Source organism: Solilutibacter tolerans (assembly GCF_900155935.1).
Lineage (GTDB): Bacteria > Pseudomonadota > Gammaproteobacteria > Xanthomonadales > Xanthomonadaceae > Solilutibacter > Solilutibacter tolerans.
Window position 1 is genome coordinate 235755 of the sequence record NZ_FTLW01000004.1, and the last position, 22159, is coordinate 257913.

Below are 22159 nucleotides of genomic sequence, written 5' to 3' on the forward strand. Positions count from 1 at the left end.
GAAGCGAATAAGACCCCGTTAGTTGAGCTATCCCACGCATTGTGACCTGATCTAGTAGGCTCTTTAGATCAGGAGGCACCATGGAAGTCTTTGTCAGCTCGTTGATTTCGGGAATGGAGGAGGACCGGGCGGCCGTCAGACGCGCCATTGAGCGTCTGGGGCACCGGGCGGTAATGGCCGAGGACTTTGGCGCGCGACCCGACTCACCCCAAGTGGCGTGCTTGCGCGAACTGCGCAGGTCCGATGCGGTTGTATTGGTTTTGGGTGCCCGCTACGGCGCTCAGCAGGCGTCGGGCCTGTCGGCGACTCACGAGGAATACCGGTCGGCTCAAGGCGAAAAGCCTGTGATCATTTTTCTCAAAGATGGCGAGCAGACCCCGGAGCTCGAGCAGGCTGACTTCGTCGCGGAGGTCAGCGGCTGGGAGGGCGGACTGTTTCGCGAAAGCTATACCGACCCTCAGCAGCTAGACGCGCTGGTAACCCGTGCCCTGCACCGCATGGCACTGTCTAGCGCAACGACTCCAATGAACCCGGGCGCGCTATCCGCGCGCGCGGTTGAAGTAGTGCAGCAGGTTAGAGAGCGCAATCACTACGGCGCGGTGCTGCACCTGGGAGTTGCCGCGGGACCGGTGGCCACGATCCTTCGCCCTGCCGAACTTGAAGGTAGAGATTTGGCGTCGCAGTTGCAGCAAGCTCTGATGTTCGGCCCACAACCACTATTTGATGTTCGACTGGGAGCTGACGTGGCGGTGGTCGACCAGGCCGTATCCATCTTTCAGGGCGAGCGCAACGCTCCGACTGCCGAGGTGCAGTTTTGGTCCACTGGCGACTTGCGCGTGTCCGTTCCGCTCCCTCGAAGCACGGGTTCGCACATGTCCTACGTCATCGAGGAAGCGGTCGCTGAAACGGTTGCTTCCGCACTGACGTTCGCCGATTGGGTGCTGGGCCACGTCGACCCAACGGAGCGGTTGACCCACGTAAGCGTTGCGGCGCGCGTCGTTGGCGACAGTGTCATGGGCTGGCGCACGGCTGCAGAGCATGCCGCGAGCCCCAACAGTGGATCGTGGTCGATGATGGGTCGCGAGGTGGAGCGCGGGCAGGCCGTGCAACTGTCGCCTGGGCACATGCCGCGCGCAGCGTTGAAGATGCGCTCGCGGAACATCACCGAAGATCTCGTTGTTCTGCTGCGTCGCAGGTGGCGCGATGAGCGCTTGGGGCGCTGACGTCGCTTATATCGGACCATTTATAGCCCACGATGCCTAAGTTGATCCTAGGTCGCCACGCATGGCCTTAGAGTGAGGCCAAAGTCTGCTTCTGGCCGATAGCGGACTTTTTATGTCCGAGCCATTCCCGCAAAAAGTCGCCCAAAGGCGACTTCTTCAATCTCTAATTTCAGTCATCCTCTAGCCACCTGCGTAAAACTTCGATAGCTCGAGACGTTCACCCATTCGCGAATTACATCGACGCACCCGCTTACAGCATGTTGACCCGGAACTTGCGGCCCTTGATCTTGCCTGCGCGGAGCTGCGCCAGCGCATGGTTGCCCTGGGTGCGTGCAATGGCGACATAGCTGCGGGTCGCGAACACGTCGATCTTGCCGATCGCATCCTTCGCCAGGCCGCCTGAATCGCCGGTCAGTGCGCCGACGATGTCGCCGGGGCGCAGCTTGTCGGTGCGGCCGCCGTCGATGCGCAGGGTGACCATCGCCGCCTGCGGAACGCCGCGTGGCCGGCCGTCGAGCGGGGCGATGCGTTCGTAGTGGATCGCACTGCCTTGGCGTTCCTCGATCAAGGCGGCGCGCCCGCGCTCCTGTGGCGCGACCAGACTCAGTGCAAGCCCATTGCGCCCGGCGCGTCCGGTGCGGCCCACGCGATGCAGATAGGTGTCGGCGTCGGTGGGCAGCTCGTAGTTCACCACGGCGCCGATATCGTCGATGTCGAGCCCGCGTGCGGCGACGTCGCTGGCCACAAGCACGCTGCAACTGCGGTTGGCGAAGCGCACCAGCACTTCGTCCCTATCGCGCTGTTCCATGTCGCCGTGCAGCGCGAGTGCGGTGAAGCCGTAGTGGGCCAGTGATCCGGCCACTTCCTCGGTGTCGCGGCGCATGTTGCAGAACACCACCGTGGATTCGGGGTTGAACTGCAGCAGCAGTGCAGCCAGTTGCGGGGCGCGACGCGTGGCATCAGCCTCGAAGAAATGTGTGCGGATGGCCGTCGGTTGCGCACCACCCTCCACGCTGATTTCCAACGGCTCGCGCAGCATCGCCTTGGCCAGCGTGCGGATGGTGTCGGGAAAGGTGGCCGAGAACAGCAGCGTCTGCCGGTCCTTGGGTGTGCGCTTGACCAGTGCGCGGATCGCCTCATCGAAGCCCATGTCCAGCATGCGGTCGGCCTCGTCCAGCACCAGGGTGCGCACATTGCCGAGGTCCAGCGCCTCCTTCTGCACCAGTTCCAGTACGCGTCCGGGCGTGCCGACCACCACATGCGGCGCATGTGTCAGCGAGGCCAGCTGTGGCCCCAGCGGAATGCCGCCGCACAGGACAGACAGCTTGAGGTTGGCGATGCCGGTCGCCAGCTTGCGCAGCTGCTTGCCGACTTGGTCGGCGAGTTCGCGGGTGGGGCAGAGCACCAGCGCTTGGGTGTGCATCGCGCTCGCATCGATGCCCTGCAGCAGGCCCAGCCCGAACGCCGCGGTCTTGCCACTACCGGTCGGTGCCTGAGCGATCAGGTCGCGGCCTTCGAGCACTGCCGGCAAGGCTTGTGCCTGGATCGGGGTCAGGTGGGCGTAGTCGAGGGCATCGAGGCCGGGGCGCAGGGATGCATCCAGGGCGAGGTCGGCAAAGGTGATGGGCTGGGTCATCCGTGCATGATCGCAGGTGTTGGCTTGTGGCCGAAAGCAATGCCATCAGCGATGTGGAGATGCAACATCTTGCGCGTCAGCTGTTGTGTCAGGTAACACGGGATCTCTTAGGCAGGCCGCTTGCGGACAGCTAGAGCACTTGCACGACCACTTTGCCTTTAGCGCGCCCGCTTTCTGAGTAGGCCAAAGCTTGTTGGGTGTCCTCGAACGCGAACACCTTGTCCACGACAGGGCGGATTGCCCCTGATTCGACAAGGGCGGCCAGCTCCCACAATTGCTGTCCGTCTGCTCGCATGAAGACGAAGGTGTAATCGACGCCTTTGCGCTTCGCCTTGCTGCGAATGCCATGGCTCAAAAGACGCATCACCTGCTTGAGCGGCCATGGCAGTCCGCGTGCCGTGGCGAAGGTCGGGGCAGGCCGGATATCGAGATCAGATGTCCGCCGGGCTTGAGAATCTGGAGTGATTTCTCCAGTTCATCGCTGCCGAGGCTGTTGAGTGCGACGTCGTAGTCGCGCAGTTCTGTAACGAAGTCCTGCCGCTTGTAGTCGATGACGACGTCCGCGCCCAAGGCCTTCACCCAAGCAACGTTGGCTGTATTCGTCGTCGTGGCGACGAAAGCGCCAAGGTGCTTGGCAAGCTGTATGGCGATGGTGCCGACGCCACCAGAACCGGCCTGGATAAAGACTTTCTGCCCTTTTTCAGTTTGGCAGTCTCCACCAGCACCTGCCATGCCGTCAGTGCCACGAGTGGCAGGGAGGCGGCTTCGACCATGTCAATATTCTTGGGCTTGCGTGCCACCGACGATGCTTTGATGGCAATCAACTCGGCGAAAGTACCGATGCGGTCATCGTCTGGGCGTGCAAAGACTTCGTCGCCCGGTTTGAAATGATCGACGCGGGTGCCGACCCGAATGACCGTGCCGGCCACGTCGTTACCGAGGATCAAGGGAAGGCGGTAGGGCAGGATCAGTTTGAACTCGCCGCTCTTGATCTTGGAGTCAAGCGCGTTAACGCCCGCAGCATGGACCTGGATCAGCACATCATCATCCCGCAGCGGTGGCTCGGGCTGATCGCTGATTCGTCCGGCTTCGCGCTTGCCGTAGCGATCAATGATGAAAGCTTTCATTATTTTGTTCTCTGAGGAGAAGATGCGGCTGCCGTATTCCAGTCTTAAACAGTGACGCGATAGCGCTCGGCAACTTGCGCCTGGCGGATGTCGCCAAGCAATGCCTGGCGCGTGGCGTCCAAGGTGTCCCAGCGTGTGGCCACATGCAGAGGAGGAATGGTGACGGATTCGCGGCGATCGAATCCAACCAGCGCCGCATCGACCATTTCGCCGACATCCATGACCTCGGGCAGTGTGTCGACATCGATGCCGGAGCGCTCCCAGATTTCGGTACGGGTCGCCGCGGGAAGCACCGCTTGCACGTAGACCCCTTTGGGGCCGAGTTCCAGGCTCATCCCTTGGGAGAGAAACAGCACGAAGGCCTTCGTCGCGCCGTAGACGGACATGCCCAATTCCGGTGCCAGGCTTACAACGGACCCGATGTTCACGATCGCCCCTTCGCCGGCCTTCGCCATCCGCGGGGCGGCGGCGGCGGCCAGGCGCGTCAATGCGGTCGTGTTCAAGGTGATCAGCCGCTCAATGCTGTCGGTCGACTGGTCGGTGAATCCTCCGGACTGGGCGACGCCTGCGTTGTTGATGAGGATGCCGATGGTGGCATCGTCGCGCAGGCGCGCCTCGACGGTCGCCAGTTCATCGTGTTGGGTGAGGTCAGCCGGCAGTACGTCGATGGCGACGCCTGTCTCCTGACGCAAGCGGGCGGCGAGTGCTTCCAGGCGCGCGTTGTCGCGTGCGACAAGCACGAGGCCGTGGCCGCGCCCTGCGAATCGTTCGGCGTACGTGGCGCCGATGCCGCTGGAGGCGCCGGTGATGAGGGTGGTAGGGAGTAGGGTCATGACGGCTGTCTCTGGGGATGAGGAAGAAAGTCCGGCAGGTGCTGCACCTGACTAATAGGCAAGTGTCAGCACGGTGTTTGCGGCGTTATTGCGTGTGTACTTCAGCCGAGGTCGGATAGTCGATGTAGCCCTCGGCGCCACCGCCGTACAACGTGGCAGGGTTCAACGCTGCAAGCGGGGCACCGGACTGCAGGCGCTCGACCAGATCGGGGTTGCTGATGAAGGCCCGGCCAAATGCAATCAGATCCGCTTTGCCCTCAGCAAGGCGGGCACTGGCCAGCGGCAGGTCGTAGCCGTTGTTCGCAATATAGGTGCGCGTGAAGCGACGGCGCAGACCATCGAAGTCGAACGGCGCCACCTCGCGGGGCCCCCCCGTGGCGCCCTCCACCACGTGCAGATAGACGATGCCGAGCGCATCCAGTTGTTCGACGATGTAGTCGTACTGCGCCTGCGGGTTGCTGCTTGAGATGGCTCCGGCCGGCGACACCGGCGAGATGCGGACGCCGGTGCGCTCGGCACCGATTTGCTCAACCACCGCGGCAGTGACTTCCAGCAACAGGCGCGCGCGATTCTCGACTGAGCCGCCATAGGCGTCGGTGCGCTGGTTGGCGCCGTCCTTGATGAATTGTTCCAGCAGATACCCGTTGGCACCGTGGATTTCGACGCCATCGAAACCGGCCGCGATCGCGTTGGCCGCGGCCTGGCGGAAGTCGTCAACGATGCCCGGTAATTCGTTGATGACGAGCGCACGCGGCTCGGAAACATCGGCAAAGCCGTTATTGACGAAGGTCTTGGTCTGCGCGCGGATGGCCGAAGGGGCGACAGGCGCGGCACCGCCGAGCAGATCGACGTGTGAGATGCGACCAACGTGCCACAGCTGCACGAAGATGCGCCCGCCTTGGGCATGTACGGCATCGGTGACCTCGCGCCAGCCATCAATCTGGTCTTGCGTGTACAGCCCGGGGGTGTCCTGATAGCCCTGGGCTTGCGCCGAGACCTGGGTGGCCTCGGTAATGATTAGCCCGGCCGAGGCGCGCTGCGCGTAATAAGTGGCAGCATGGGTGCTGGGCACCAACCCTGCGCCCGCACGGTTACGTGTCAAAGGTGCCATGACGATGCGGTTGGACAGAGTCAGCGGGCCAAGCGGATAGGGCTGGAATAGCGTGGTGTCGGACATGTCGTGCCTGAGAGCTAATGGTGGATGGCCGGGGAAGCGTTCCCCCTGGTCTAGTGCTGGTTGAGAGTTCAATGATGATGACCATAATCTTTGATGTCAACGGTTTGATTATGACCATAATCTATTGGTGGTATAGTGAAAAACCTCCGCAGGGGGGCATCCAGAGACACGGTCCATGAAGGTCACGAAGCAACAAGCCCAGGCAAATAGGGCACATATCGTAGAAACCGCCTCCACCCTTTTCAGGGAGCGGGGCTACGACGGTGTGGGCGTCGCGGATCTGATGGCGGCGGCCGGCTTCACCCATGGCGGCTTCTACAAGCATTTCGGCTCCAAGACCGATCTGATGGCCGAAGCGGCAAGCTGCGGCCTGGCGCGTTCGGCAGACGCGGCGATGAGCGGTGATCCGAGTGACTTCTTGAGCTATTACGTTTCCCGGGAGCATCGGGACAACCCGGGCGACGGCTGCACGATGGCCGCGCTATGTGCGGATGCGGCGCGCCAACCGGAATCGGTCAAGGCGGCGTTTGCAGCGGGCATCGAGCGTCAGTTGTCTGCGCCAGCGCACAAGGAAGACGCGTTGCCCGATAGCGTAAAAGACGAAGCGCGCGCACGTCGGATCGTCCTGATGGCTCAAGCTGTCGGGGCGGTGGTGTTGTCGAGGTCCTGTCCCGACAACTCACCTCTGACGGACGAAATACTCGATGTATGCCGTGAACACATCTTGGCGCGTCTTTTAAACGAACGTGCATCCTGAAACTTTCAGATCATCGTGTAGCGCTAAGAGCGCCACGGTATAAGCGCACTCGATGAATAACCGCTTTTCTGGCCGAAAGCAGTCTCTGAAGTTCAAGGGGCAAATTCTGTTTGCCCCTTCAGAGGCTGTAAAAAAGCCGCCCCAAGGCGGCTTTTTCAATATTTCGTAACCTGGCCAGCATCAAGCCGCCGCATCCAACGCCAGTTGCTTTTCGATGTAGCGGTGCCAACCATCCCCTTGTTCCTCGGCTTCGGAAAACACGCCGCAGCAAGTCATCGGCTCTGCGTAGATGTGGATGGAGACGGCGACATCGCTATCGCTCGCATTGCGAATCGCGTGATATTCGTGCGGCGGGATGAGGCTGCCGGCCGAACCCGTGCCGGCGATCAGTGTGCCCACTTCGACAAAACGGAATTCTTCGCCGGTACGTTCGGCCAAGTCGTACTGGGTGATTTCCAGCTGGCCCGCCCAGACGCCTTCGACGCACCACATACCGGAGTGGTCGTGGATGGGCGTGCCTTGGTTGGGGCCCCAGGTCATGGCGATGATGGCGTAGCCGTGTTCCTCGCTGCGGTGGATCTCGCGGCGCGCGTAGTGACCGTCGACGGACTCGAATACGCAGGCAGGTAATTGGACATTGCCATCGCGCATCAGCGCACACAGATTGCGACGCAATTGCTGGGCGATGGCGCAACATTCGCCATTCGACACGGCCTCGTCCACGGATTCGATGAGGCGATCGCGGCCGGGAAAATCGCGCAGGGCATTGCTGTCGCTGGTGTTCATGGCTTTATTTTACCTGCTCATTCCAAGTCGTCATCAAGCTGCCGGAAGAAGCGTATTCAGGAAGTCGCGCACGGCAGGCCCGAAGCGTTCGATGTCTACCAGAAACGCATCGTGGCCTTGGGGAGACGGCATCGCCACGAATTGCGCGTCCACGCCGCCGCGGCGCAGGCCTTCGGCGATTTCCTGCTGCTGCTCCAGCGGGAACAAGAGGTCGGTCTCGACGCCGATCACCAGCGCCTTGTCGAGCTTGAGCGTGGCGAGGGCGTCCAGCGCGTCACGATGACGGTCGCCGCAGGGCGTCAGGCTGGATTCGCCGATGTCGTAGCGGTCCATCGCACGGCCAAGATAGAGATAGCAGTTGGGGTCGAACCGGCGCACGAAGCGACGCGCATGGTTCTCCAGATAGCCTTCCACTTCGAATTCCGCGGCGAACGGGATGTCGTCTTCGCGCGCTTCCGGGTCCAAACGGATACGACCGAAGCGGCCATCCCATTCCATCGCCGAGCGATAGGTGATGACGCCCAGTTTGCGGGCGATACGCATGCCCGATTCTGGGTAACGCTCATCATCGTATTGGCCCTCGTTCCACAACGGGTCCAGGCGGATGGCCTCTCGCTGCAACGAGCGAATCGCGATGGAGAACGGCAGCGCGCGCGCCGCGCCGGAAATGTCGATGAGGTGGCGGGCAAGGCCGGGGTGGCGCTCGATCATCGACAACGCCGTCATGCCGCCCATCGAGTTGCCGATGACGCAGGCGAGCTGCGTGATGCCGAGTTCGCGCACGACATGGGCGGCGGCATCGGCGCAGTCTTCGACGGAAAGCTCAGGGAAATCGAGTTGGTAGGCCTTGCCTGTGGCGGGGTTGATCGACGCGGCGCCGGTCGAGCCCTTGCAGCTGCCCAGCGTGTTGACGCAGACCACGAACCAACGATCCGTGTCGATGGCCTTGCCCGGGCCGATCATGCGTTCCCACCACCCGTCGCTGGGATCATCAGGATGGCTGGCGGCGTGCGCATCGGGCGAGAGGCCGGTGTGGATCAGGATGGCGTTGCCGGCGTCCGCATCCAACATGCCCCAGGTTTCATACGCGATGCGGGCACCGTGCAGTTGGCCGCCATCCTTCATCGGGAACGGCGAGGGCAAGGCGATGAAGCGCGTCGCGGGCGGTATGAATTCGCTCATGCCGACAATGCTAACCGAGCGTGTCGCTCACTCGTTGCCGATCACCAGTTCGACGGCTTGCGTGTGCGGCAAGCTGAGTTGCACGGGTCGGGATTCGATGTCGTCGGCCTGACGATTGGCTATGCCATTCATCGACAGACGCGCGATCACCTCGACTTGCTTGAGGCTGGACAGCTTGGCGGTAGGCATGGGGCTGTCGGCATCGCTCAAGCGAATCGATAGCGGCATCGCACTCACTTCATGCTTTTGTACGGCAACAGGCATCGGTGGGCCACCCGCGGCGCGCGCGATCACGAATATGCGAGCGGTATCGGGGAGTTGCTGGATATCGATGCCGGGCGCGAAGGTGACTTGAACGGCCAAGCCTGAGGTGGATGTTGCTTCGGTCGGCAGCTTCATCGGTGCCAGCCCGGCTTCGGTGCGTGCTTGGTTGATCTGCACCAGCAAGGTGGCGGCGGTCTTGGCATCGATTCGCGAGAGCAGCGGCGACCAGACTTCGGCCGCCTTGGCGTGTTCGCCGGCCTGACGCAGGCTGATGCCGAGGAACCAGCGTGCACGCTGATGCATCGGTTCGATGGCGATGGCTTGTTCCAGCTGCGCGGTGGCGATGTCATCGAAGCGGCGATCTTCACGCGTGAGTGCGCGGGCTTCGGCGGCTTCGGTCAGCACATCGGCGTCGCGCGGGGCACGCTTCGCGGCTTCGGCGTAGGCGCGTGCGGCCTCTTTCGCATTGCCTTCGGCGGCATAGGCGCGACCCAGCAAGCGCCAGCCTTCGGCATCGCCCGGGCTTTCGGCCAATTTGCGTTCCAGCTGCGCGCGGGCTTCCGCCAAATTGGTCGGCGCGCGCACCATCGCGGGATCGAGCGCGGCAGGCGTACCCAGTTGCAGGTACAGCACGGTGCTGGCGGCGATGACGGCGAAGGCGATGCCCGCAGCCAGCGTCTTGCTGCGACCCAGCAGTGGGCGCAGCACGGCGTACAACGTGAGCAACAGCAGCACTGCGGCGCCGATCAGGAACATCGCCATCCCTACCACTCCTGCTTGTCGTCGATGGGCACCGCGCTGCGTTTGCCACCGCGCTTCACCAGCACGTACACCAGCGCGCCACCGATCAATATCAGCAGCAGCGGGCCGAACCAGAGCAACATCGTCCCGCCTTCCAGGCGCGGCTTGTACAGCACGAATTCGCCGTAACGCGCGACCATGAAATCGCGGATCTCGGCATCGGTCTTGCCTTGGCGCATCAGCACCAAGACTTCGTTGCGCAAGTCGCGGGCGATCTCGGCGTTGGAATCGGCGAGCGACTGGTTTTGGCACATGACGCAGCGCAGCTCATGGGTGAGCTGGCGGAAGCGCTGCTCTTCGAACTGGTCGCGGAACACCGGCGGGGCGACATCCCCTTTGACTTGCGCCAAGGCCGCCAGCGGCAGCCACAGGCCCAACAACAGGATGGCCAGCGCCTTGCGCATCAGCGTGCGGCCTCCAACTGGGTCAGTTTGGGTTCCAGCTCGTTGCGGATGAGCTCAGGCGTGAGTACGCCGACGTGCTTCCACACGATCATGCCCTTGGCATCGATGAGGAAGGTTTCGGGTGCGCCGTAGATGCCGAAATCGAGCGCAGTGCGGCCTTCGATGTCCTGCAGGATCATGAAGTAAGGGTTGCCGAGTTGTTCCAACCAACGCTTGGCGTCTTCGGGCTCGTCCTTCCAGTTGTAGCCGATGACCCGCACGCGCTTGGTTTCGGAGAACGCGGTCAATGCGGCGTGTTCGTCGCGGCAGGCCACGCACCAGCTGCCCCACACATTCATCACAAAGGGGGCGCCCTTGAGATCGGCGAGCGTGACGGTGCGCGTGGGGTCGAAGAGTTCGGGCAGGGAAAATTCTGGCGCGGGCTTGCCGATCAGCGGCGAGGGCAGTGCATCACGATCCGGACGACGGCTCATCCACACGCCGGCTGCCAACAACGCGCCGAGCGCGATGAAGATGGCGAGGGGGATCCAGCGGTTCTTGCTCATGTGGTTTTTTCCTCCTGATAGCGGCGGAAGCGGCGATCGGCGGCGGTGACGAAACCGCCCAGCGCGATCAACACGACGGCCAGCCAGATGAAGCCCATCATCGGTTTGCTGTGCACGCGCACGGCCCAGCTGCCATTGCCCAGCGATTCGCCCAGCGCCACATAACGGTCGCGGAAGACGCCCCAATCCACGGCGGCCTCGGTCATCACCTGGCCGCCGCTGGCGTAACTGCGCTTTTCAGGATGCAGGGTGGCGATGCGCTTGCCATCGCGCATCAGCGTGACCGTGCCGATGTCGGCATCGTAGTTGGGGCCGGCTTCGCGACGCACGCCGTCGAAGCGATAGTCATCGCCATGCAGGCTGAGCGTTTGCCCGGGCGCGAGCGCGACTTCACGTTGCTCGTTGAGCGCAGCGTTCAGCAGCGCGCCGGCGACGAACAGCGCGACGCCGACGTGGGCGAGCGTCATCCCGGTCATCTCCCGCGTCATCCGACCCGACTTGCGCAGGCGCTGCCATGCGAACAACAGCGTGCCGAGACCGACCCACAGCGCCGCTGCGATGCCGACGCCGGTCTTGATCGCGCCTTGCGGTGCCATCCACCAGGCGATGGCACCGATGACCAAGGCCAATGCGGCCCACGGCATCAACATCGCGATGACCGGTTGCGGCTGTTCTCGCTGCCAGCGCACCAGCGGGCCGAACGGCAGCAGCATCACCACGGGTGCCATGAGCAGCACGAACATCAACGAGAAATACGGCGGGCCAACCGAGACTTTGCCGAGCTCCAACGCATCCGCCAGCATCGGGTAAAGCGTGCCGATCAAGACCATCGCGCCGGCGGTGGTCAGCAGCAGGTTGTTGATGAGTAGAAGGGTTTCACGCGAGAACGGCGCGAACGGGCGCGCTTCCGCCGTCGCGCCGGGCGCGCGCAATGCGTACAGCAGCAACGAGCCGCCAACGACCACGCCGAGATACGCCAGGATGAACATGCCGCGTTCGGGATCGGCCGCGAAGGCGTGCACGCTGGTGATCGCGCCCGAGCGCACCAGGAAGGTGCCGAGCAAGGACAGCGAGAACGCGGCGATGGCCAGCAGCAGCGTCCAGTTGGCGAAGCTGCCGCGTTTTTCGGTGACTGCCTGCGAGTGGATGAGGGCGGCACCGACCAGCCAGGGCATGAAGCTGGCGTTTTCGACCGGGTCCCAGAACCACCAGCCGCCCCAGCCCAGTTCGTAGTACGCCCACCAGCTTCCGAGCCCGATGCCGAGGGTGAGGAAGCCCCACGCGATATTGGTCCACGGGCGCGTCCAACGCTGCCAGCGCACGTCCACTTTTCCATCGAGCAAGGCGGCGATGGCGAACGCGAATGGCACCGCGAAACCGACGTAGCCGAGATAGAGCATCGGCGGGTGGATGATCATGCCCGGGTCTTGCAGCAGCGGGTTGAGATCGCGGCCTTCGCTGGCGGCGGGGAGCAAGCGCTCGAACGGATCGCTGGTGAACAACAAAAGAGCTTGGAAGCCGATCGACACGATGCCCATCACACCCAAGACGCGCGCGATCACCGACAGCGGTAGATGACGCGAGAACGCGGCGACGGCGCCGGTCCATCCGGCCAGCACCAGCAGCCACAGCAGCAGCGAGCCTTCGTGCGCCCCCCACACGGCGGTGAAGCGATAGACCATCGGCAGCAGCGAGTTGCTGTTATCGGCCACGTATTGCAGCGAACGGTCTTGCACCACAAACGCGTGGGTGAGCAGAATGAAAGCGAAAGCGATGAGCGCGAGTTGGACGAAGGCTGCCGGACGCGCGACCGCCATCCAGTCGTTGCGCCCTTTGTGTGCGCCGATCAGCGGGATGACCGACTGGATCACGGCGACCCACAGCGCCAAGTTCAGCGCGAAATGACCCAGTTCTCCCAGCATCAGTTGGCCGCCGCCGGCTTGTCTTCCACGTTGTGCTTCTTGTGCGCGGCGCCCATCTTGTCGGCGACTTCTTTCGGCATGTAAGTCTCGTCGTGCTTGGCCAGGACTTGCTCCGCCACAAACACGCCATCCTTCATCGAGCCGGTCGCGATTACCGCCTGCTTTTCGCGGAACAGGTCGGGCAGGATGCCGGTGTAGACGACCGGCATGCGCGCATCGCCATCATCGACTTCGAAATGGGCCTCCAGCGAGCCGGTCGCGCGCTTGAAGGAGTGCTCCGCCACCATGCCACCCAGGCGGAAGCGCGCCTTGTCGCCGGCCTCGCCACGCAGCACTTCGCTGGGCGTGTAGAGATAAGCCACATTGCGCTGCAGGGCCATCGACAACAAGGTGACGGCGAGCGCTGCTGCCGCCACGATCATTACGATCACGATCAAGCGGCGTTTGCGTACGGGATTCATCGTGTGGTCTCCGACTGGCCATCACGCGCGGCGCGGCGCTTGGCCAATTGCAAGGCCGCGCGGCGTGCCCGCGCGATGGTGAGCTTCGGTGCCAGCCAATCCCACGCCAGCATCAGGGCGAACACCACGTAAGCGGCGATGACGTATTCGCGATAGCTCATGTGCGTTCCCCGGCGCTGCGCAGCACCCAGTCCTTGCCGGCCTCGCGGCGCAGGTTGTCGGCGCGCGCGCGGGCCAACAGCGAGCCGACGAACCACACATGCGTGCCGATCACCATCGCCCAGAGCGGCATCACCATGCTGGGGTCCATCGAGGATTCACCGAACATCTTGATCGTCTGGCCCTGGTGCAGCGAGTTCCACCACACCACCGAATAACGGATGACCGGCAGCAACACCACGCCGACAATCGCCAACAGGCCTGCGGCGCGTGCAGCGGCGCGACGGTCTTCGATGGCGTGATACAAGCCAATGACGCCGAGGTACATGAAAAGCAGGATCAGCTCAGTGGTCAGGCGCGGGTCCCAATCCCACCAAGTGCCCCACATCGGCTTGCCCCAGATCGCGCCGGTGATCAGCGTGACCAAGGTGAAGGCGGCGCCGGGTGCGGCGCAGGCCATGGCCAGGATCTCGCACAGCTTGATGCGCCAGATGAGCGCGATGGCCGAATAGATCGCCATGCCGGCAAATACGCCCAAGCTCATCCATGCGGCCGGCACGTGGATGTAGAGGATGCGGAAGCTGTCGCCTTGCTGGTAATCGGCGGGGACATTGAACAGGGCGCCCCACAAGCCGAAGAGCATGATCAACAGGCCAGCGCCATAGCACCACGGCGACCAGCGCGCGGCGAAGCGGTCGAAATAGGGGGGCGAGGCGAGTTGATGGAACCAGCGGACGAGGGGATTCATTGCACGGATCAGGCAGGGGCCGCGCACCTGGGCGGCCGGGCGCGGCGGGCCGCGTCGGTCAAACGCCAAGGATACCAGCCGACCCGCGCGGAGGCATGTGGGGTACGCGAACGCCCGCAACCCCAAGGCGCGGGCGTTCATGCACACAAGGAGCTTATTTGAGGCTGAGCGTGCCCTGCATCATCCCGGAGTGGCCCGGGAAGGTGCAAAAGAACGAAAAGCCGCCATCGGCCAGCTTGCCGGTCTCGAACGTGACCGAGGTAGATTGGCCGCCACCGACCATCGGACTGTGGGCGATGACGCGGGTGTCACCGGCCATCACATGATCGGGCTGAACCGCGGAGCCGTCGGCCGCGACATCCCCGATATCCGCAGTCTTGGCGATGACGACGTTATGGCCCATGGCGGCGATCGGCATGCTGCCGACATGCTTCAGGTGGATGGTGAATGTCGCGCAGGACTTCGGCACGTCGATGTTCTTGACGTTGTATTGCATGGCGTCGTTGCCTTCCAGGTTGAAGGCACATTCGCCCGTCGCGGGCGCAGCATCGGTCGCGGCGTTGGCATCGGTTTCGGGGGCGGTCGATGTCGCTTCGGGTGCAGGCGCGGCTTCGGCGGCGGCGGGGGTGTTGGCCTCGGGTTCGGCAGGCTGGCTGCAAGCAGTCAGGGACAAAACGATGGCGGCGGCCAACAAGGGGGAACGAAGCTTCATCACGATCTCCATGAGGGAAACAGGTGCGCCGAGCGTGGCGTCGATGACCTATTGTCCCCAATCGCACCCAGCAACACGTTGACTTGGCTCAAGAGTTGGGCGTTTGGGACTATTCGCCGCTGAGTGCGATACGCAGCGCTGCCGCTGCCGTCAGCGGTGCAAGGACCGCACCGGCGACAAGGCCTGCGCCCATCATCAGCAAGGCGCCCGAGGCATCCAGCCCCTGCGCATCGGCGGCCACCGCGCCCGCGCCGAACACCAGCACAGGCACGTAGAGCGGCAGGGCGAGCAGCGCCAGCAAAATCCCCGCACGGCGCATGCCGACGGTGAGCGCGGCGACCACCGCGCCGATCAAACTCAGCAGCGGCGTGCCGATGAGAAGCGACATCATCAACAAGGGCAATTGTGCGCGTGGCAGCTGCATGAGTTCAGCCAGCAACGGCACCGCGATCAGCAGGGGTAGCGCAGTCGTCAACCAATGGCTGAAGACGCGTACGGCGATCAGCCAGGACAGCGGCACCGGGGCGAGCAGCCATTGGTCGAGGGAGCCATCTTCCGCATCCCCTCGCAACAGCGTGTCCAACGACAACATCCCCGAAAGCAACACGGCCAGCCACAGCACTGCAGGTGCCACCCGGGCAAGCAGTTCGGCTTCGCCGCCCAGCCCCAGCGCGAACAGCACCACGACCAGCACCGCGAACAGCGCAGGCTGGAAGGCATCGCCACGACGGCGCCACAACAGGCGCAGGTCGCGGACCAGCAAGGCGTAACCAGCGGCGATCATTCGGCGCCACTCCAAACCGCGCGTTGCATGACCAACTCACGGGTCTTCACCGGCGGCGCGGCGTACGCACCATGCGTGGTGACCAGGGTGGCGCCGCCATCGTCCAGATGGCCGACGATCAACCGATTCACCAGATCAATGCCGCCCAGATCCAGATTGGCGTAAGGCTCATCCAACAACCACAACGGCGCGGGCGACAGCCACATGCGTGCCAGTGAGAGGCGCTTCTTTTGCCCGGCGGACAGCGTGCGCGCGGGGCTGTCCTCGTAACCGGCCAGGCCCACGGTGGCCATCGCGGCTTCCAGCGACCGGCCTTCGCGGCGGCCATGCAGCGCGCAGAGAAATTCAAGGTTTTCCAGCGAGGTCAGGTCTGCCTTGAAGGCAGGCAAATGCCCGAGATAGGCGATGGCGCGAGCCCGGCTTTCGCGATCGGCGGCATGGCCTTTGATATCGAGCGTGCCTTCGTCCGCGCGCAGCAAGCCGGCCAGCACGCGCAGGAGCGTGGTCTTGCCGACGCCGTTGTCGCCGCGCACCAAGAGGGCTTCGCCGACATCGACGCTGAAATCCAGCGGGCCGAACAACGGTTCCTCGTTGCGCGAGAAGGAGAGGCCACGCACGGTGAGCAAGGACGGGGAAGACGAAATCGGCACGGGGCGTGGATGGGCGGCGATGCGGCATCTTAACCGCCAGCACGTAAACTCAGACCCCCACCGCATCGACCCCCGCGCAATGCAGAGCAAGCTTCCGAACGTCGGCACCACCATTTTCACCGTCATGTCGCAGCTGGCCGCCCAACACGGCGCGGTCAATCTGGGTCAGGGCTTCCCCGATTTCCCGGTGCCCGAGCGATTGATCGAGGCGTTGGACAAGGCCATGCGTGCAGGCCAAAACCAGTACGCGATGATGACCGGCACCCCGGCGCTGCGGCAGGCTATCGCGGGCAAAACCGAGCGCTGCTACGGCTACCGGCCGGACCCGGACAGCGAGATCACCGTCACCAGTGGCGCGTCCGAGGCGATCTTCGACGCCGTGCATGCGGTCGTGCGTGCGGGCGAGGAAGTCATCGTGCTGGACCCGTGCTACGACTGCTACGAGCCGGCGATTGACCTGGCTGGTGCGCGCGCGGTGCACGTGGCCTTGGATCCCGAAACCTTCGCTCCCGATTGGCAGAAGGTGCGCGATGCAGTGACATCCAAGACGCGCATGATCATCACCAACACGCCGCACAACCCGTCGGGCGCGATGCTCACCGCCGACGACATGCGCGAGTTGGCCGACATCGTTCAGAAGAATGGCCTCTACCTCATTTCCGACGAGGTGTACGAGCACATTGTGTTCGACGGTCGTCGCCACGAATCCGCGCTCTATTACCCCGAACTGCGCGAGCGTGCGTTCGTCATTTCGAGCTTTGGCAAGACCTATCACTGCACCGGCTGGAAGGTCGGCTACGCGGTGGCACCGCCCGCGTTGAGCGCGGAGCTGCGCAAGGTGCACCAGTACAACACCTTCTGTACCTTCCACCCGGCGCAGGCCGCGTTTGCCGAAATGATCGAGGCCGATCCCGCGCACTACGAAACGCTGGGCGCGTTCTACCAGGAGAAGCGCGACCGTTTCCGCGAGCAGCTGGCAGGCACGAAATTCCGCCCGCTGGCCGTGCCCGGCGGTTATTTCCAGTTGGTCGATTACTCGGCGGTCAGTGACCTGGATGATGTCGAGTTCAGCCGTTGGTTGACCAAAGAGCACGGCGTCACCGGCATTCCGCTCTCGCCCTTCTACGAGACGCCGCAAACCGGGCAGCGCCTGTTGCGCTTGTGTTTTGCGAAGAGCGAACCCACTTTGGATGCAGCGATCGAGCGTTTGAAGGCGCCTTGACCGCCGGGTTGGCATCCAGGCTGCTTGCATCCCCAGTGGCCTGGGAAGCGTAAGGAACTTATCACTGCTGATTAGGCTCCAATGGCCATGAAAACCGTGAACCTCATCGCCGTCATCGTCACCCTGGTGGTCGCCGGCTTGCTCGCCATGTTCGTGTTGCGGCCACCTGCCGCCACGCCGTTGTTGTCATCGGGAGAAAAACACATGAGTGCGGATGTCCAAAGCATCGTCTTCGGCATGGGCTGTTTCTGGGGCGCGGAGAAGCGCTTGTCTGCGATTCCGGGTGTAGTGGATGTTGAATCCGGTTATGCCAATGGCGATGCCAGCAAGACCAGTTACGACGACGTGTTGGAACTTGAGCGCCAGATCAAACGCGGCCGCAGCGAGGCGCGTAACCACGCCGAAGTGATCAAGGTCAGCTTCGACCCCAAGAAGGTGGAGCTGGCGACGATCTTGGCCGCGTTCTGGGAAAACCATGACCCGACCCAGGTGGACGGGCAGGGCAACGACATCGGCACCAACTATCGCAGCGCCATCTACACCTCGACGCCCGAGCAGCAAGCCCTGGCCGAGCAGACCCGCGACATCTACCAGCAATCGCTGACGCGCGAAGGCTTCGGCAAGATCGCGACAGAGATCGCGCCGCTCAAGAACTACACGCGCGCCGAGGAATATCATCAGGACTATCTGGTGAAGAACCCCAACGGCTATTGCGGGCTGGGCGGCACGGGCGTGAAGTATGCGATGGACGGCAGCGGTGGCCAGGCGCATCCCGCGCTGGATCCGGCGACGCTCAACGCCGAGCGCCAGCTGATCGTGTTTGAAGCCGAGACTTGCCCGTATTGCGAGAAGTTCAAGAACGACGTGTTGTCGAAGTGGAAGGCTGACGTGCCCGTAGCGACCACCTTGTCCGCGCAACCGCCGAAGGGCTGGACGCTGGAGAAGGCGCTGTTTGCCACGCCGACTATCGTCCTGTTCAAGAATGGCCGCGAGGTCTCGCGCTACACCGGCTACAACGGCGAGCAGCAGGCGTTCTGGAAGTGGCTGGGGTTCCAGCTGTTGACGCCCGCGCAGCAGCGAATCGCGTTCGAGCAGGGCACCGAGGTGCCTGGCAGCGGTTCGCATCTAGACGAGAAGCGTCCCGGTTTCTATGTCGATCCGATCACCGGCGCGAATCTGTTCCGCTCGGACGCCAAGTTCGAGAGCGGTACCGGTTGGCCGAGCTTCTTCAACCCGGTCGAGGGCGCGCTGGAATTGCGCGTGGACAACAGCCACGGCATGCGCCGCGTCGAGGTGTTGAGCAAGAGCTCCGGCATCCATCTCGGCCACGTCTTTGACGACGGCCCGCCGCCGACCGGCAAGCGTTATTGCATCAATGGCAACGTACTGAAGTTCGTGCCGGACGAGGCGGTGGCCAAGCAATGACCTCCCAGCAGGACTTGCGTGTTTCCTTGGTGCAGGGCGATACCCGCTGGCATGACCCGGCGGGTAATCGCGCGTATTACGGCGAAAAAATCTCGCATCTGCGCGGGTTGACCGATCTCGTCATCCTGCCGGAGACCTTCACCAGCGGCTTTTCCAACGACGCGATCGACTCGGCTGAAGACATGCAAGGCCCGACGGTCGCGTGGATGCGCGAGCAAGCCGCCAAGCTTGATGCCGCGATCTGCGGCAGCGTGCAACTGCGCGTGGGCAAGGATGTGTTCAACCGGATGATGTTCGTGACGCCGGGCGGCGATGTGCAGCATTACGACAAGCGGCACCTCTTCACTTTTGCCAAAGAGCATGAGCGCTACGCCGCAGGCAACGAACGCCTCACGGTGGAGTGGCGGGGATGGCGCATCTGCCCACTCGTCTGCTACGACCTGCGTTTCCCGGTGTTCGCGCGCAACCGTTTCGATGTCGAACGCAAGGACGGGCCGGATTACGACCTGTTGATCTTCGTCGCCAACTGGCCGGCAGTGCGCGCCTATCCGTGGAAGACGTTGCTACGGGCGCGTGCCATCGAAAACTTGGCCTACGTGGCGGGCGTCAACCGCGTCGGTCGCGATGGCAACGACATCGACTACGCGGGCGACAGCGCGGTGATCGATTTCCTCGGCCAGCCGGTCAGCGAAGACGGCCACGGCGAGATGGTCGCGACCACCACCCTGCAATGGGACGAATTGCAGAAGCATCGCGAGCGTTTCCCGGCGATGCATGATGGCGATGCTTTCGAGTTGATCGAGCGCTGAAACGAACGACGCGCCCGAAGGCGCGTCGTTGATCAATCCTGTGTCAGGCCGAATACGGCTCAGCGATTGCCGCCACCGCCTGCACCACGCGGACCGCGATTGCCGCCGCCCGGACGTGGGCCACGGTTGCCAGCAGGACGATTGCCGCCGGGACGCGAGCCGCCTGGACCGCCTGGGCGCGGGCCACGGTTCTGGCGCGGGGCCTGCCCGTAAGGGTTGTGGCTGCCGGGGTTGGCGTGGTCGGACGGGAAACTGGGCGCATTGCCCGGGTGCCCGTACGGATGCTTCGGCTTGGCCTGACCGCCTTGGCCACGTGGACCATCGCCGCCCTGGCGGTAACCGCCACCGGCATTGCCGCGTGGGCCGTCGCCGCCTTGGCGATACCCACCGCCAGCACTGCCACCGCCCGGACCGCTACGACGCGGCTTGTTGCCATAAGGTTTCTTGGGGCCGCGGCCATCGGCGTTGCGATGCCCGCTGGGGCCGGTATCCACACCCTCGGGCACGTACCAGGTGCGCATCGCGGCCGGGTTGTCACCGCGTTGCTCACCCGGACGCATGCGCTGGCCGGGCTGGCGCTGCTGGCCCTTCACCTTCAGGCGCTTGTTGGCTTGGTTGGCGGCGGCTTCACCGCTGACGGTCAGGCCGCCGGACTTGCGCGGTCCGCCACGGCGGTTGCGGTCCTCGCGGACGTGGTCGAAGCGGCGCAACTCGCGGCCTTCATCGGCGGCGTTGTGGCCGTTGACGTAGCCACCCTGGGCGCGACGGTCATTGCCGAGGTGCACGGTGGACTTCGCCGCACGGCGCTGGCCGATCACCGGCAACAGGGTCAGCGCGGCCGGCACGCTGTCTTCCAGGCCCACGGCCTTGCGCATGGTTTCGACCTGCGCGTCGGGCAGTTCCTGCGATTGGCCGCGGAGCAGCGGCTGCGGCAGACTGACCTTGCCGTAGCGAATGCGCTTGAGGCGCGACACCTGGCAGCCCTGCGATTCCCACAAACGGCGCACTTCGCGGTTGCGGCCTTCGGTCAGGGTGACGCGGAACCAGTCGTGCCGGCTCTCATGCGGCATGTCGGTGCCCGACATCCGATCGATCTTGTCGAATTTGGCCGGGCCGTCTTCCAGTGCCACGCCGCGGCGTAGGCGGTCGACCAATTTGTCGCTGACCTCGTCTTCGCCTTCAGGTGCGCGCACACGGCAGATGTACTCGCGCTCGACCTCGTGCGAGGGATGCATCATCGCGTTGGCGAGTTCGCCATCGGTCGTCAGCAGCAACAGGCCACTGGTGTTGATGTCGAGGCGGCCGATCGAGATCCAGCGCGAGCCCTTCAGCACCGGCAGGCCATCAAAAATGGTCGGGCGGCCTTCGGGGTCTTCGCGGGTGGTCACTTCGCCTTCCGGCTTGTTGTAGATCAACACGCGCGGCGGCTCGGTGAGTGCGCTCGCGACAAAGCCGCGGCCATCCATCTCCACCTTGTCACCGGCCTTGATCGACATGCCGACTTTCGCCGGCTCGCCATTGACGATGACCTTGCCGTCGGCGATGCGCTGCTCCAGCGCACGACGCGAGCCAAGGCCGGCCTGCGCCAGCACCTTGTGCAGGCGTTCTTCCAGTTTGCTGGTCGGAGCTTCGTCGCTGCCGCGCTTGAGGGAGAGGGGTTTGCGGGGTTCGTTATTGCTCATCAGTGGCTCCTGACCTCGCCATCGGCGGCGATGTCTTCTTCGTTGTCTTGTTCAGTGTGGGATGCGGCATCAGAACCGGCATCGTCTTCGGGGTGTGCGTCGGCGGCATCGGCCTCGGCGTCGTGGTCTTGGGTGGGCGATGCGGCTTCGTCATCGCCGTGATCGGGGTCATTCGCGTCGGTATCGGAAGCGGCGTCGACATCCAGCGCGTTTTCGCCATCCGAAGCGACATCGACATCCCCTTCCACCGGGGTATTCGCAGCGATCGGCGCGGCGTCGAAATCCAGCTGCGGGTCCAACTCGCCGAAGTCCTTCAGCTCCGACAGCGGCGGCAATTCGTCCAGGCGCTTCAGGCCAAAGTAGTCGAGGAAAGTCTTGGTGGTGCCCAGCAGTTCCGGGCGGCCGGGCACGTCGCGGTGGCCGACCGAGCGGATCCAGTCGCGTTCTTCCAGCGACTTGATGATGTTGCTGTTGGTCGCCACGCCGCGGATCTGCTCGATCTCGCCGCGGGTGATCGGCTGGCGGTAGGCGATCAGCGCCAGCGTTTCGAGTGTGGCGCGGGTGTACTTGGTGGTGCGCTCGGCCCACATGCGGGTGACCCACGGGTGGACATCGGCCTTGACCTGGTAACGCCAGCCGGAGGCGACTTCGACCAGCTCCACGCCGCGCTCGGCGCACTGCGCCTGCAACTCGGCCAATGCGTTCTGCAGGCTGCCGTCGGGCGCGGGCTCGTCCAGGGTGAAGAGGGCGGCGAGCTGGGCCACGGTCAGTGGCTGGCTGGCGGCGAGCAAGGCGCCTTCAACGATGCGGGTGACGAGGGTCTGGTCCATGGGTTACCTGTGGTTGCGTC

25 protein-coding genes are annotated in these 22159 nt (G+C 63.8%); 5 read left to right on the forward strand and 20 right to left on the reverse strand.

What is annotated here, in order from left to right; translation table 11 throughout:
- Positions 1–80 precede the first annotated feature (80 nt).
- Positions 81–1223 (forward strand): DUF4062 domain-containing protein, encoded by a 1143-nt coding sequence (locus BW989_RS09465; protein ID WP_076587655.1) that lies wholly within the window; start codon positions 81–83, stop codon positions 1221–1223.
- Positions 1224–1473: 250 nt separating this feature from the next.
- Here the strand turns inward: BW989_RS09465 and dbpA are convergent, their stop codons facing one another.
- The 6 genes from dbpA to BW989_RS09485 form a co-directional block, all read right to left on the reverse strand.
- A complete protein-coding gene (gene dbpA / locus BW989_RS09470; protein WP_076587657.1) occupies positions 1474–2859 on the reverse strand; it encodes an ATP-dependent RNA helicase DbpA in 1386 nt (461 codons plus the stop codon).
- Between the two features lie 130 nt (positions 2860–2989).
- Positions 2990–3223, reverse strand: coding sequence for a zinc-binding dehydrogenase (locus tag BW989_RS12885; protein WP_278245867.1), 234 nt, complete (start codon positions 3221–3223; stop codon positions 2990–2992).
- The gene (locus BW989_RS12890) at positions 3223–3540 is read right to left on the reverse strand and encodes a zinc-binding dehydrogenase (protein WP_278245869.1); all 318 of its coding nucleotides are present in this window, start codon (positions 3538–3540) and stop codon (positions 3223–3225) included. Before BW989_RS12890 ends, BW989_RS12885 begins: the two co-directional genes overlap by 1 nt.
- A complete protein-coding gene (locus tag BW989_RS12835; protein ID WP_242651412.1) occupies positions 3435–3986 on the reverse strand; it encodes an NADP-dependent oxidoreductase in 552 nt (183 codons plus the stop codon). The genes BW989_RS12890 and BW989_RS12835 overlap by 106 nt, the downstream gene beginning before the upstream one ends.
- Positions 3987–4030: 44 nt before the next feature.
- Positions 4031–4819: an SDR family NAD(P)-dependent oxidoreductase gene (locus tag BW989_RS09480; RefSeq protein WP_076587659.1), complete on the reverse strand. Its 789-nt coding sequence runs from the start codon at positions 4817–4819 to the stop codon at positions 4031–4033.
- An 85-nt stretch (positions 4820–4904) separates the two neighbouring features.
- Positions 4905–5996: an alkene reductase gene (locus BW989_RS09485; RefSeq protein ID WP_076587661.1), complete on the reverse strand. Its 1092-nt coding sequence runs from the start codon at positions 5994–5996 to the stop codon at positions 4905–4907.
- A 175-nt stretch (positions 5997–6171) separates the two neighbouring features.
- Here BW989_RS09485 and BW989_RS09490 point away from each other — a divergent pair, with 175 nt between their 5' ends.
- Positions 6172–6753, forward strand: a complete 582-nt coding sequence (locus BW989_RS09490) for a TetR/AcrR family transcriptional regulator (RefSeq protein ID WP_076587663.1) — start codon at positions 6172–6174, stop codon at positions 6751–6753.
- A gap of 180 nt (positions 6754–6933) precedes the next feature.
- Here the strand turns inward: BW989_RS09490 and BW989_RS09495 are convergent, their stop codons facing one another.
- From BW989_RS09495 to ccmA, 12 genes are all read right to left on the reverse strand, one after another.
- Positions 6934–7539: a cysteine dioxygenase family protein gene (locus BW989_RS09495; RefSeq protein ID WP_076587665.1), complete on the reverse strand. Its 606-nt coding sequence runs from the start codon at positions 7537–7539 to the stop codon at positions 6934–6936.
- Positions 7540–7572: 33 nt separating this feature from the next.
- Positions 7573–8721, reverse strand: a complete 1149-nt coding sequence (gene metX, locus BW989_RS09500; protein WP_076587667.1) for a homoserine O-acetyltransferase MetX — start codon at positions 8719–8721, stop codon at positions 7573–7575.
- A 27-nt stretch (positions 8722–8748) separates the two neighbouring features.
- Positions 8749–9747 (reverse strand): tetratricopeptide repeat protein, encoded by a 999-nt coding sequence (locus BW989_RS09505; RefSeq protein ID WP_076587669.1) that lies wholly within the window; start codon positions 9745–9747, stop codon positions 8749–8751.
- A gap of 2 nt (positions 9748–9749) precedes the next feature.
- Positions 9750–10190 carry a cytochrome c-type biogenesis protein gene (locus tag BW989_RS09510; protein ID WP_076587671.1) on the reverse strand — a complete coding sequence of 147 codons (441 nt, stop codon included), beginning with the start codon at positions 10188–10190 and terminating at the stop codon, positions 9750–9752.
- A complete protein-coding gene (locus tag BW989_RS09515) occupies positions 10190–10735 on the reverse strand; it encodes a DsbE family thiol:disulfide interchange protein (protein WP_076587673.1) in 546 nt (181 codons plus the stop codon). Before BW989_RS09515 ends, BW989_RS09510 begins: the two co-directional genes overlap by 1 nt.
- The gene (locus tag BW989_RS09520) at positions 10732–12657 is read right to left on the reverse strand and encodes a heme lyase CcmF/NrfE family subunit (protein ID WP_076587675.1); all 1926 of its coding nucleotides are present in this window, start codon (positions 12655–12657) and stop codon (positions 10732–10734) included. The genes BW989_RS09515 and BW989_RS09520 overlap by 4 nt, the downstream gene beginning before the upstream one ends.
- Positions 12657–13118 (reverse strand): cytochrome c maturation protein CcmE, encoded by a 462-nt coding sequence (gene ccmE, locus BW989_RS09525; protein ID WP_076587677.1) that lies wholly within the window; start codon positions 13116–13118, stop codon positions 12657–12659. The genes BW989_RS09520 and ccmE overlap by 1 nt, the downstream gene beginning before the upstream one ends.
- The gene (gene ccmD / locus BW989_RS12445) at positions 13115–13279 is read right to left on the reverse strand and encodes a heme exporter protein CcmD (RefSeq protein ID WP_129582886.1); all 165 of its coding nucleotides are present in this window, start codon (positions 13277–13279) and stop codon (positions 13115–13117) included. The genes ccmE and ccmD overlap by 4 nt, the downstream gene beginning before the upstream one ends.
- Positions 13276–14025 (reverse strand): heme ABC transporter permease CcmC, encoded by a 750-nt coding sequence (gene ccmC / locus BW989_RS09530; RefSeq protein ID WP_076587971.1) that lies wholly within the window; start codon positions 14023–14025, stop codon positions 13276–13278. The genes ccmD and ccmC overlap by 4 nt, the downstream gene beginning before the upstream one ends.
- A 154-nt stretch (positions 14026–14179) precedes the next feature.
- Complete coding sequence (azu, locus tag BW989_RS09535) at positions 14180–14737, reverse strand: azurin (protein WP_076587972.1); 558 nt, start codon at positions 14735–14737, stop codon at positions 14180–14182.
- A gap of 109 nt (positions 14738–14846) precedes the next feature.
- Positions 14847–15521 (reverse strand): heme exporter protein CcmB, encoded by a 675-nt coding sequence (gene ccmB / locus BW989_RS09540; protein ID WP_076587679.1) that lies wholly within the window; start codon positions 15519–15521, stop codon positions 14847–14849.
- On the reverse strand, positions 15518–16171 hold the full coding sequence (gene ccmA / locus BW989_RS09545) for a heme ABC exporter ATP-binding protein CcmA (protein WP_076587681.1): 654 nt from the start codon (positions 16169–16171) through the stop codon (positions 15518–15520). The genes ccmB and ccmA overlap by 4 nt, the downstream gene beginning before the upstream one ends.
- A 79-nt stretch (positions 16172–16250) precedes the next feature.
- Here ccmA and BW989_RS09550 point away from each other — a divergent pair, with 79 nt between their 5' ends.
- From BW989_RS09550 to BW989_RS09560, 3 genes are all read left to right on the forward strand, one after another.
- On the forward strand, positions 16251–17393 hold the full coding sequence (locus BW989_RS09550; protein WP_076587683.1) for a pyridoxal phosphate-dependent aminotransferase: 1143 nt from the start codon (positions 16251–16253) through the stop codon (positions 17391–17393).
- An 87-nt stretch (positions 17394–17480) separates the two neighbouring features.
- Entirely contained in the window at positions 17481–18818 is a 1338-nt protein-coding gene (gene msrA, locus BW989_RS12840; protein ID WP_242651413.1) for a peptide-methionine (S)-S-oxide reductase MsrA, read from the forward strand.
- Positions 18815–19627, forward strand: coding sequence for an amidohydrolase (locus BW989_RS09560; protein WP_076587685.1), 813 nt, complete (start codon positions 18815–18817; stop codon positions 19625–19627). Before msrA ends, BW989_RS09560 begins: the two co-directional genes overlap by 4 nt.
- A 59-nt stretch (positions 19628–19686) precedes the next feature.
- Here the strand turns inward: BW989_RS09560 and BW989_RS09565 are convergent, their stop codons facing one another.
- Together BW989_RS09565 and scpB are read right to left on the reverse strand one after the other, a co-directional pair.
- A complete protein-coding gene (locus BW989_RS09565; RefSeq protein ID WP_076587687.1) occupies positions 19687–21309 on the reverse strand; it encodes a pseudouridine synthase in 1623 nt (540 codons plus the stop codon).
- Positions 21309–22139, reverse strand: a complete 831-nt coding sequence (scpB, locus tag BW989_RS09570; protein ID WP_076587689.1) for an SMC-Scp complex subunit ScpB — start codon at positions 22137–22139, stop codon at positions 21309–21311. The genes BW989_RS09565 and scpB overlap by 1 nt, the downstream gene beginning before the upstream one ends.
- Positions 22140–22159 lie beyond the last annotated feature (20 nt).

Excerpts from the sequence above, each read along its gene's own strand:
- BW989_RS09495 (WP_076587665.1), bottom strand. The coding sequence starts at position 7,539 with ATGAACACCAGCGACAGCAATGCCCTGCGCGATTTTCCCGGCCGCGAT.
- BW989_RS12885 (WP_278245867.1), bottom strand. The coding sequence starts at position 3,223 with ATGCGTCTTTTGAGCCATGGCATTCGCAGCAAGGCGAAGCGCAAAGGC.
- msrA (WP_242651413.1), top strand. The coding sequence starts at position 17,481 with ATGAAAACCGTGAACCTCATCGCCGTCATCGTCACCCTGGTGGTCGCC.
- metX (WP_076587667.1), bottom strand. The coding sequence starts at position 8,721 with ATGAGCGAATTCATACCGCCCGCGACGCGCTTCATCGCCTTGCCCTCG.
- BW989_RS09490 (WP_076587663.1), top strand. The coding sequence starts at position 6,172 with ATGAAGGTCACGAAGCAACAAGCCCAGGCAAATAGGGCACATATCGTA.
- BW989_RS12835 (WP_242651412.1), bottom strand. The coding sequence starts at position 3,986 with ATGAAAGCTTTCATCATTGATCGCTACGGCAAGCGCGAAGCCGGACGA.
- dbpA (WP_076587657.1), bottom strand. The coding sequence starts at position 2,859 with ATGACCCAGCCCATCACCTTTGCCGACCTCGCCCTGGATGCATCCCTG.
- BW989_RS09505 (WP_076587669.1), bottom strand. The coding sequence starts at position 9,747 with ATGGCGATGTTCCTGATCGGCGCCGCAGTGCTGCTGTTGCTCACGTTG.
- BW989_RS09510 (WP_076587671.1), bottom strand. The coding sequence starts at position 10,190 with ATGCGCAAGGCGCTGGCCATCCTGTTGTTGGGCCTGTGGCTGCCGCTG.
- scpB (WP_076587689.1), bottom strand. The coding sequence starts at position 22,139 with ATGGACCAGACCCTCGTCACCCGCATCGTTGAAGGCGCCTTGCTCGCC.
- azu (WP_076587972.1), bottom strand. The coding sequence starts at position 14,737 with ATGAAGCTTCGTTCCCCCTTGTTGGCCGCCGCCATCGTTTTGTCCCTG.
- ccmB (WP_076587679.1), bottom strand. The coding sequence starts at position 15,521 with ATGATCGCCGCTGGTTACGCCTTGCTGGTCCGCGACCTGCGCCTGTTG.
- BW989_RS09560 (WP_076587685.1), top strand. The coding sequence starts at position 18,815 with ATGACCTCCCAGCAGGACTTGCGTGTTTCCTTGGTGCAGGGCGATACC.
- BW989_RS09565 (WP_076587687.1), bottom strand. The coding sequence starts at position 21,309 with ATGAGCAATAACGAACCCCGCAAACCCCTCTCCCTCAAGCGCGGCAGC.
- BW989_RS09515 (WP_076587673.1), bottom strand. The coding sequence starts at position 10,735 with ATGAGCAAGAACCGCTGGATCCCCCTCGCCATCTTCATCGCGCTCGGC.
- ccmC (WP_076587971.1), bottom strand. The coding sequence starts at position 14,025 with ATGAATCCCCTCGTCCGCTGGTTCCATCAACTCGCCTCGCCCCCCTAT.
- BW989_RS09465 (WP_076587655.1), top strand. The coding sequence starts at position 81 with ATGGAAGTCTTTGTCAGCTCGTTGATTTCGGGAATGGAGGAGGACCGG.
- BW989_RS09485 (WP_076587661.1), bottom strand. The coding sequence starts at position 5,996 with ATGTCCGACACCACGCTATTCCAGCCCTATCCGCTTGGCCCGCTGACT.
- BW989_RS09550 (WP_076587683.1), top strand. The coding sequence starts at position 16,251 with ATGCAGAGCAAGCTTCCGAACGTCGGCACCACCATTTTCACCGTCATG.
- ccmE (WP_076587677.1), bottom strand. The coding sequence starts at position 13,118 with ATGAATCCCGTACGCAAACGCCGCTTGATCGTGATCGTAATGATCGTG.
- BW989_RS09480 (WP_076587659.1), bottom strand. The coding sequence starts at position 4,819 with ATGACCCTACTCCCTACCACCCTCATCACCGGCGCCTCCAGCGGCATC.
- ccmD (WP_129582886.1), bottom strand. The coding sequence starts at position 13,279 with ATGAGCTATCGCGAATACGTCATCGCCGCTTACGTGGTGTTCGCCCTG.
- BW989_RS09520 (WP_076587675.1), bottom strand. The coding sequence starts at position 12,657 with ATGCTGGGAGAACTGGGTCATTTCGCGCTGAACTTGGCGCTGTGGGTC.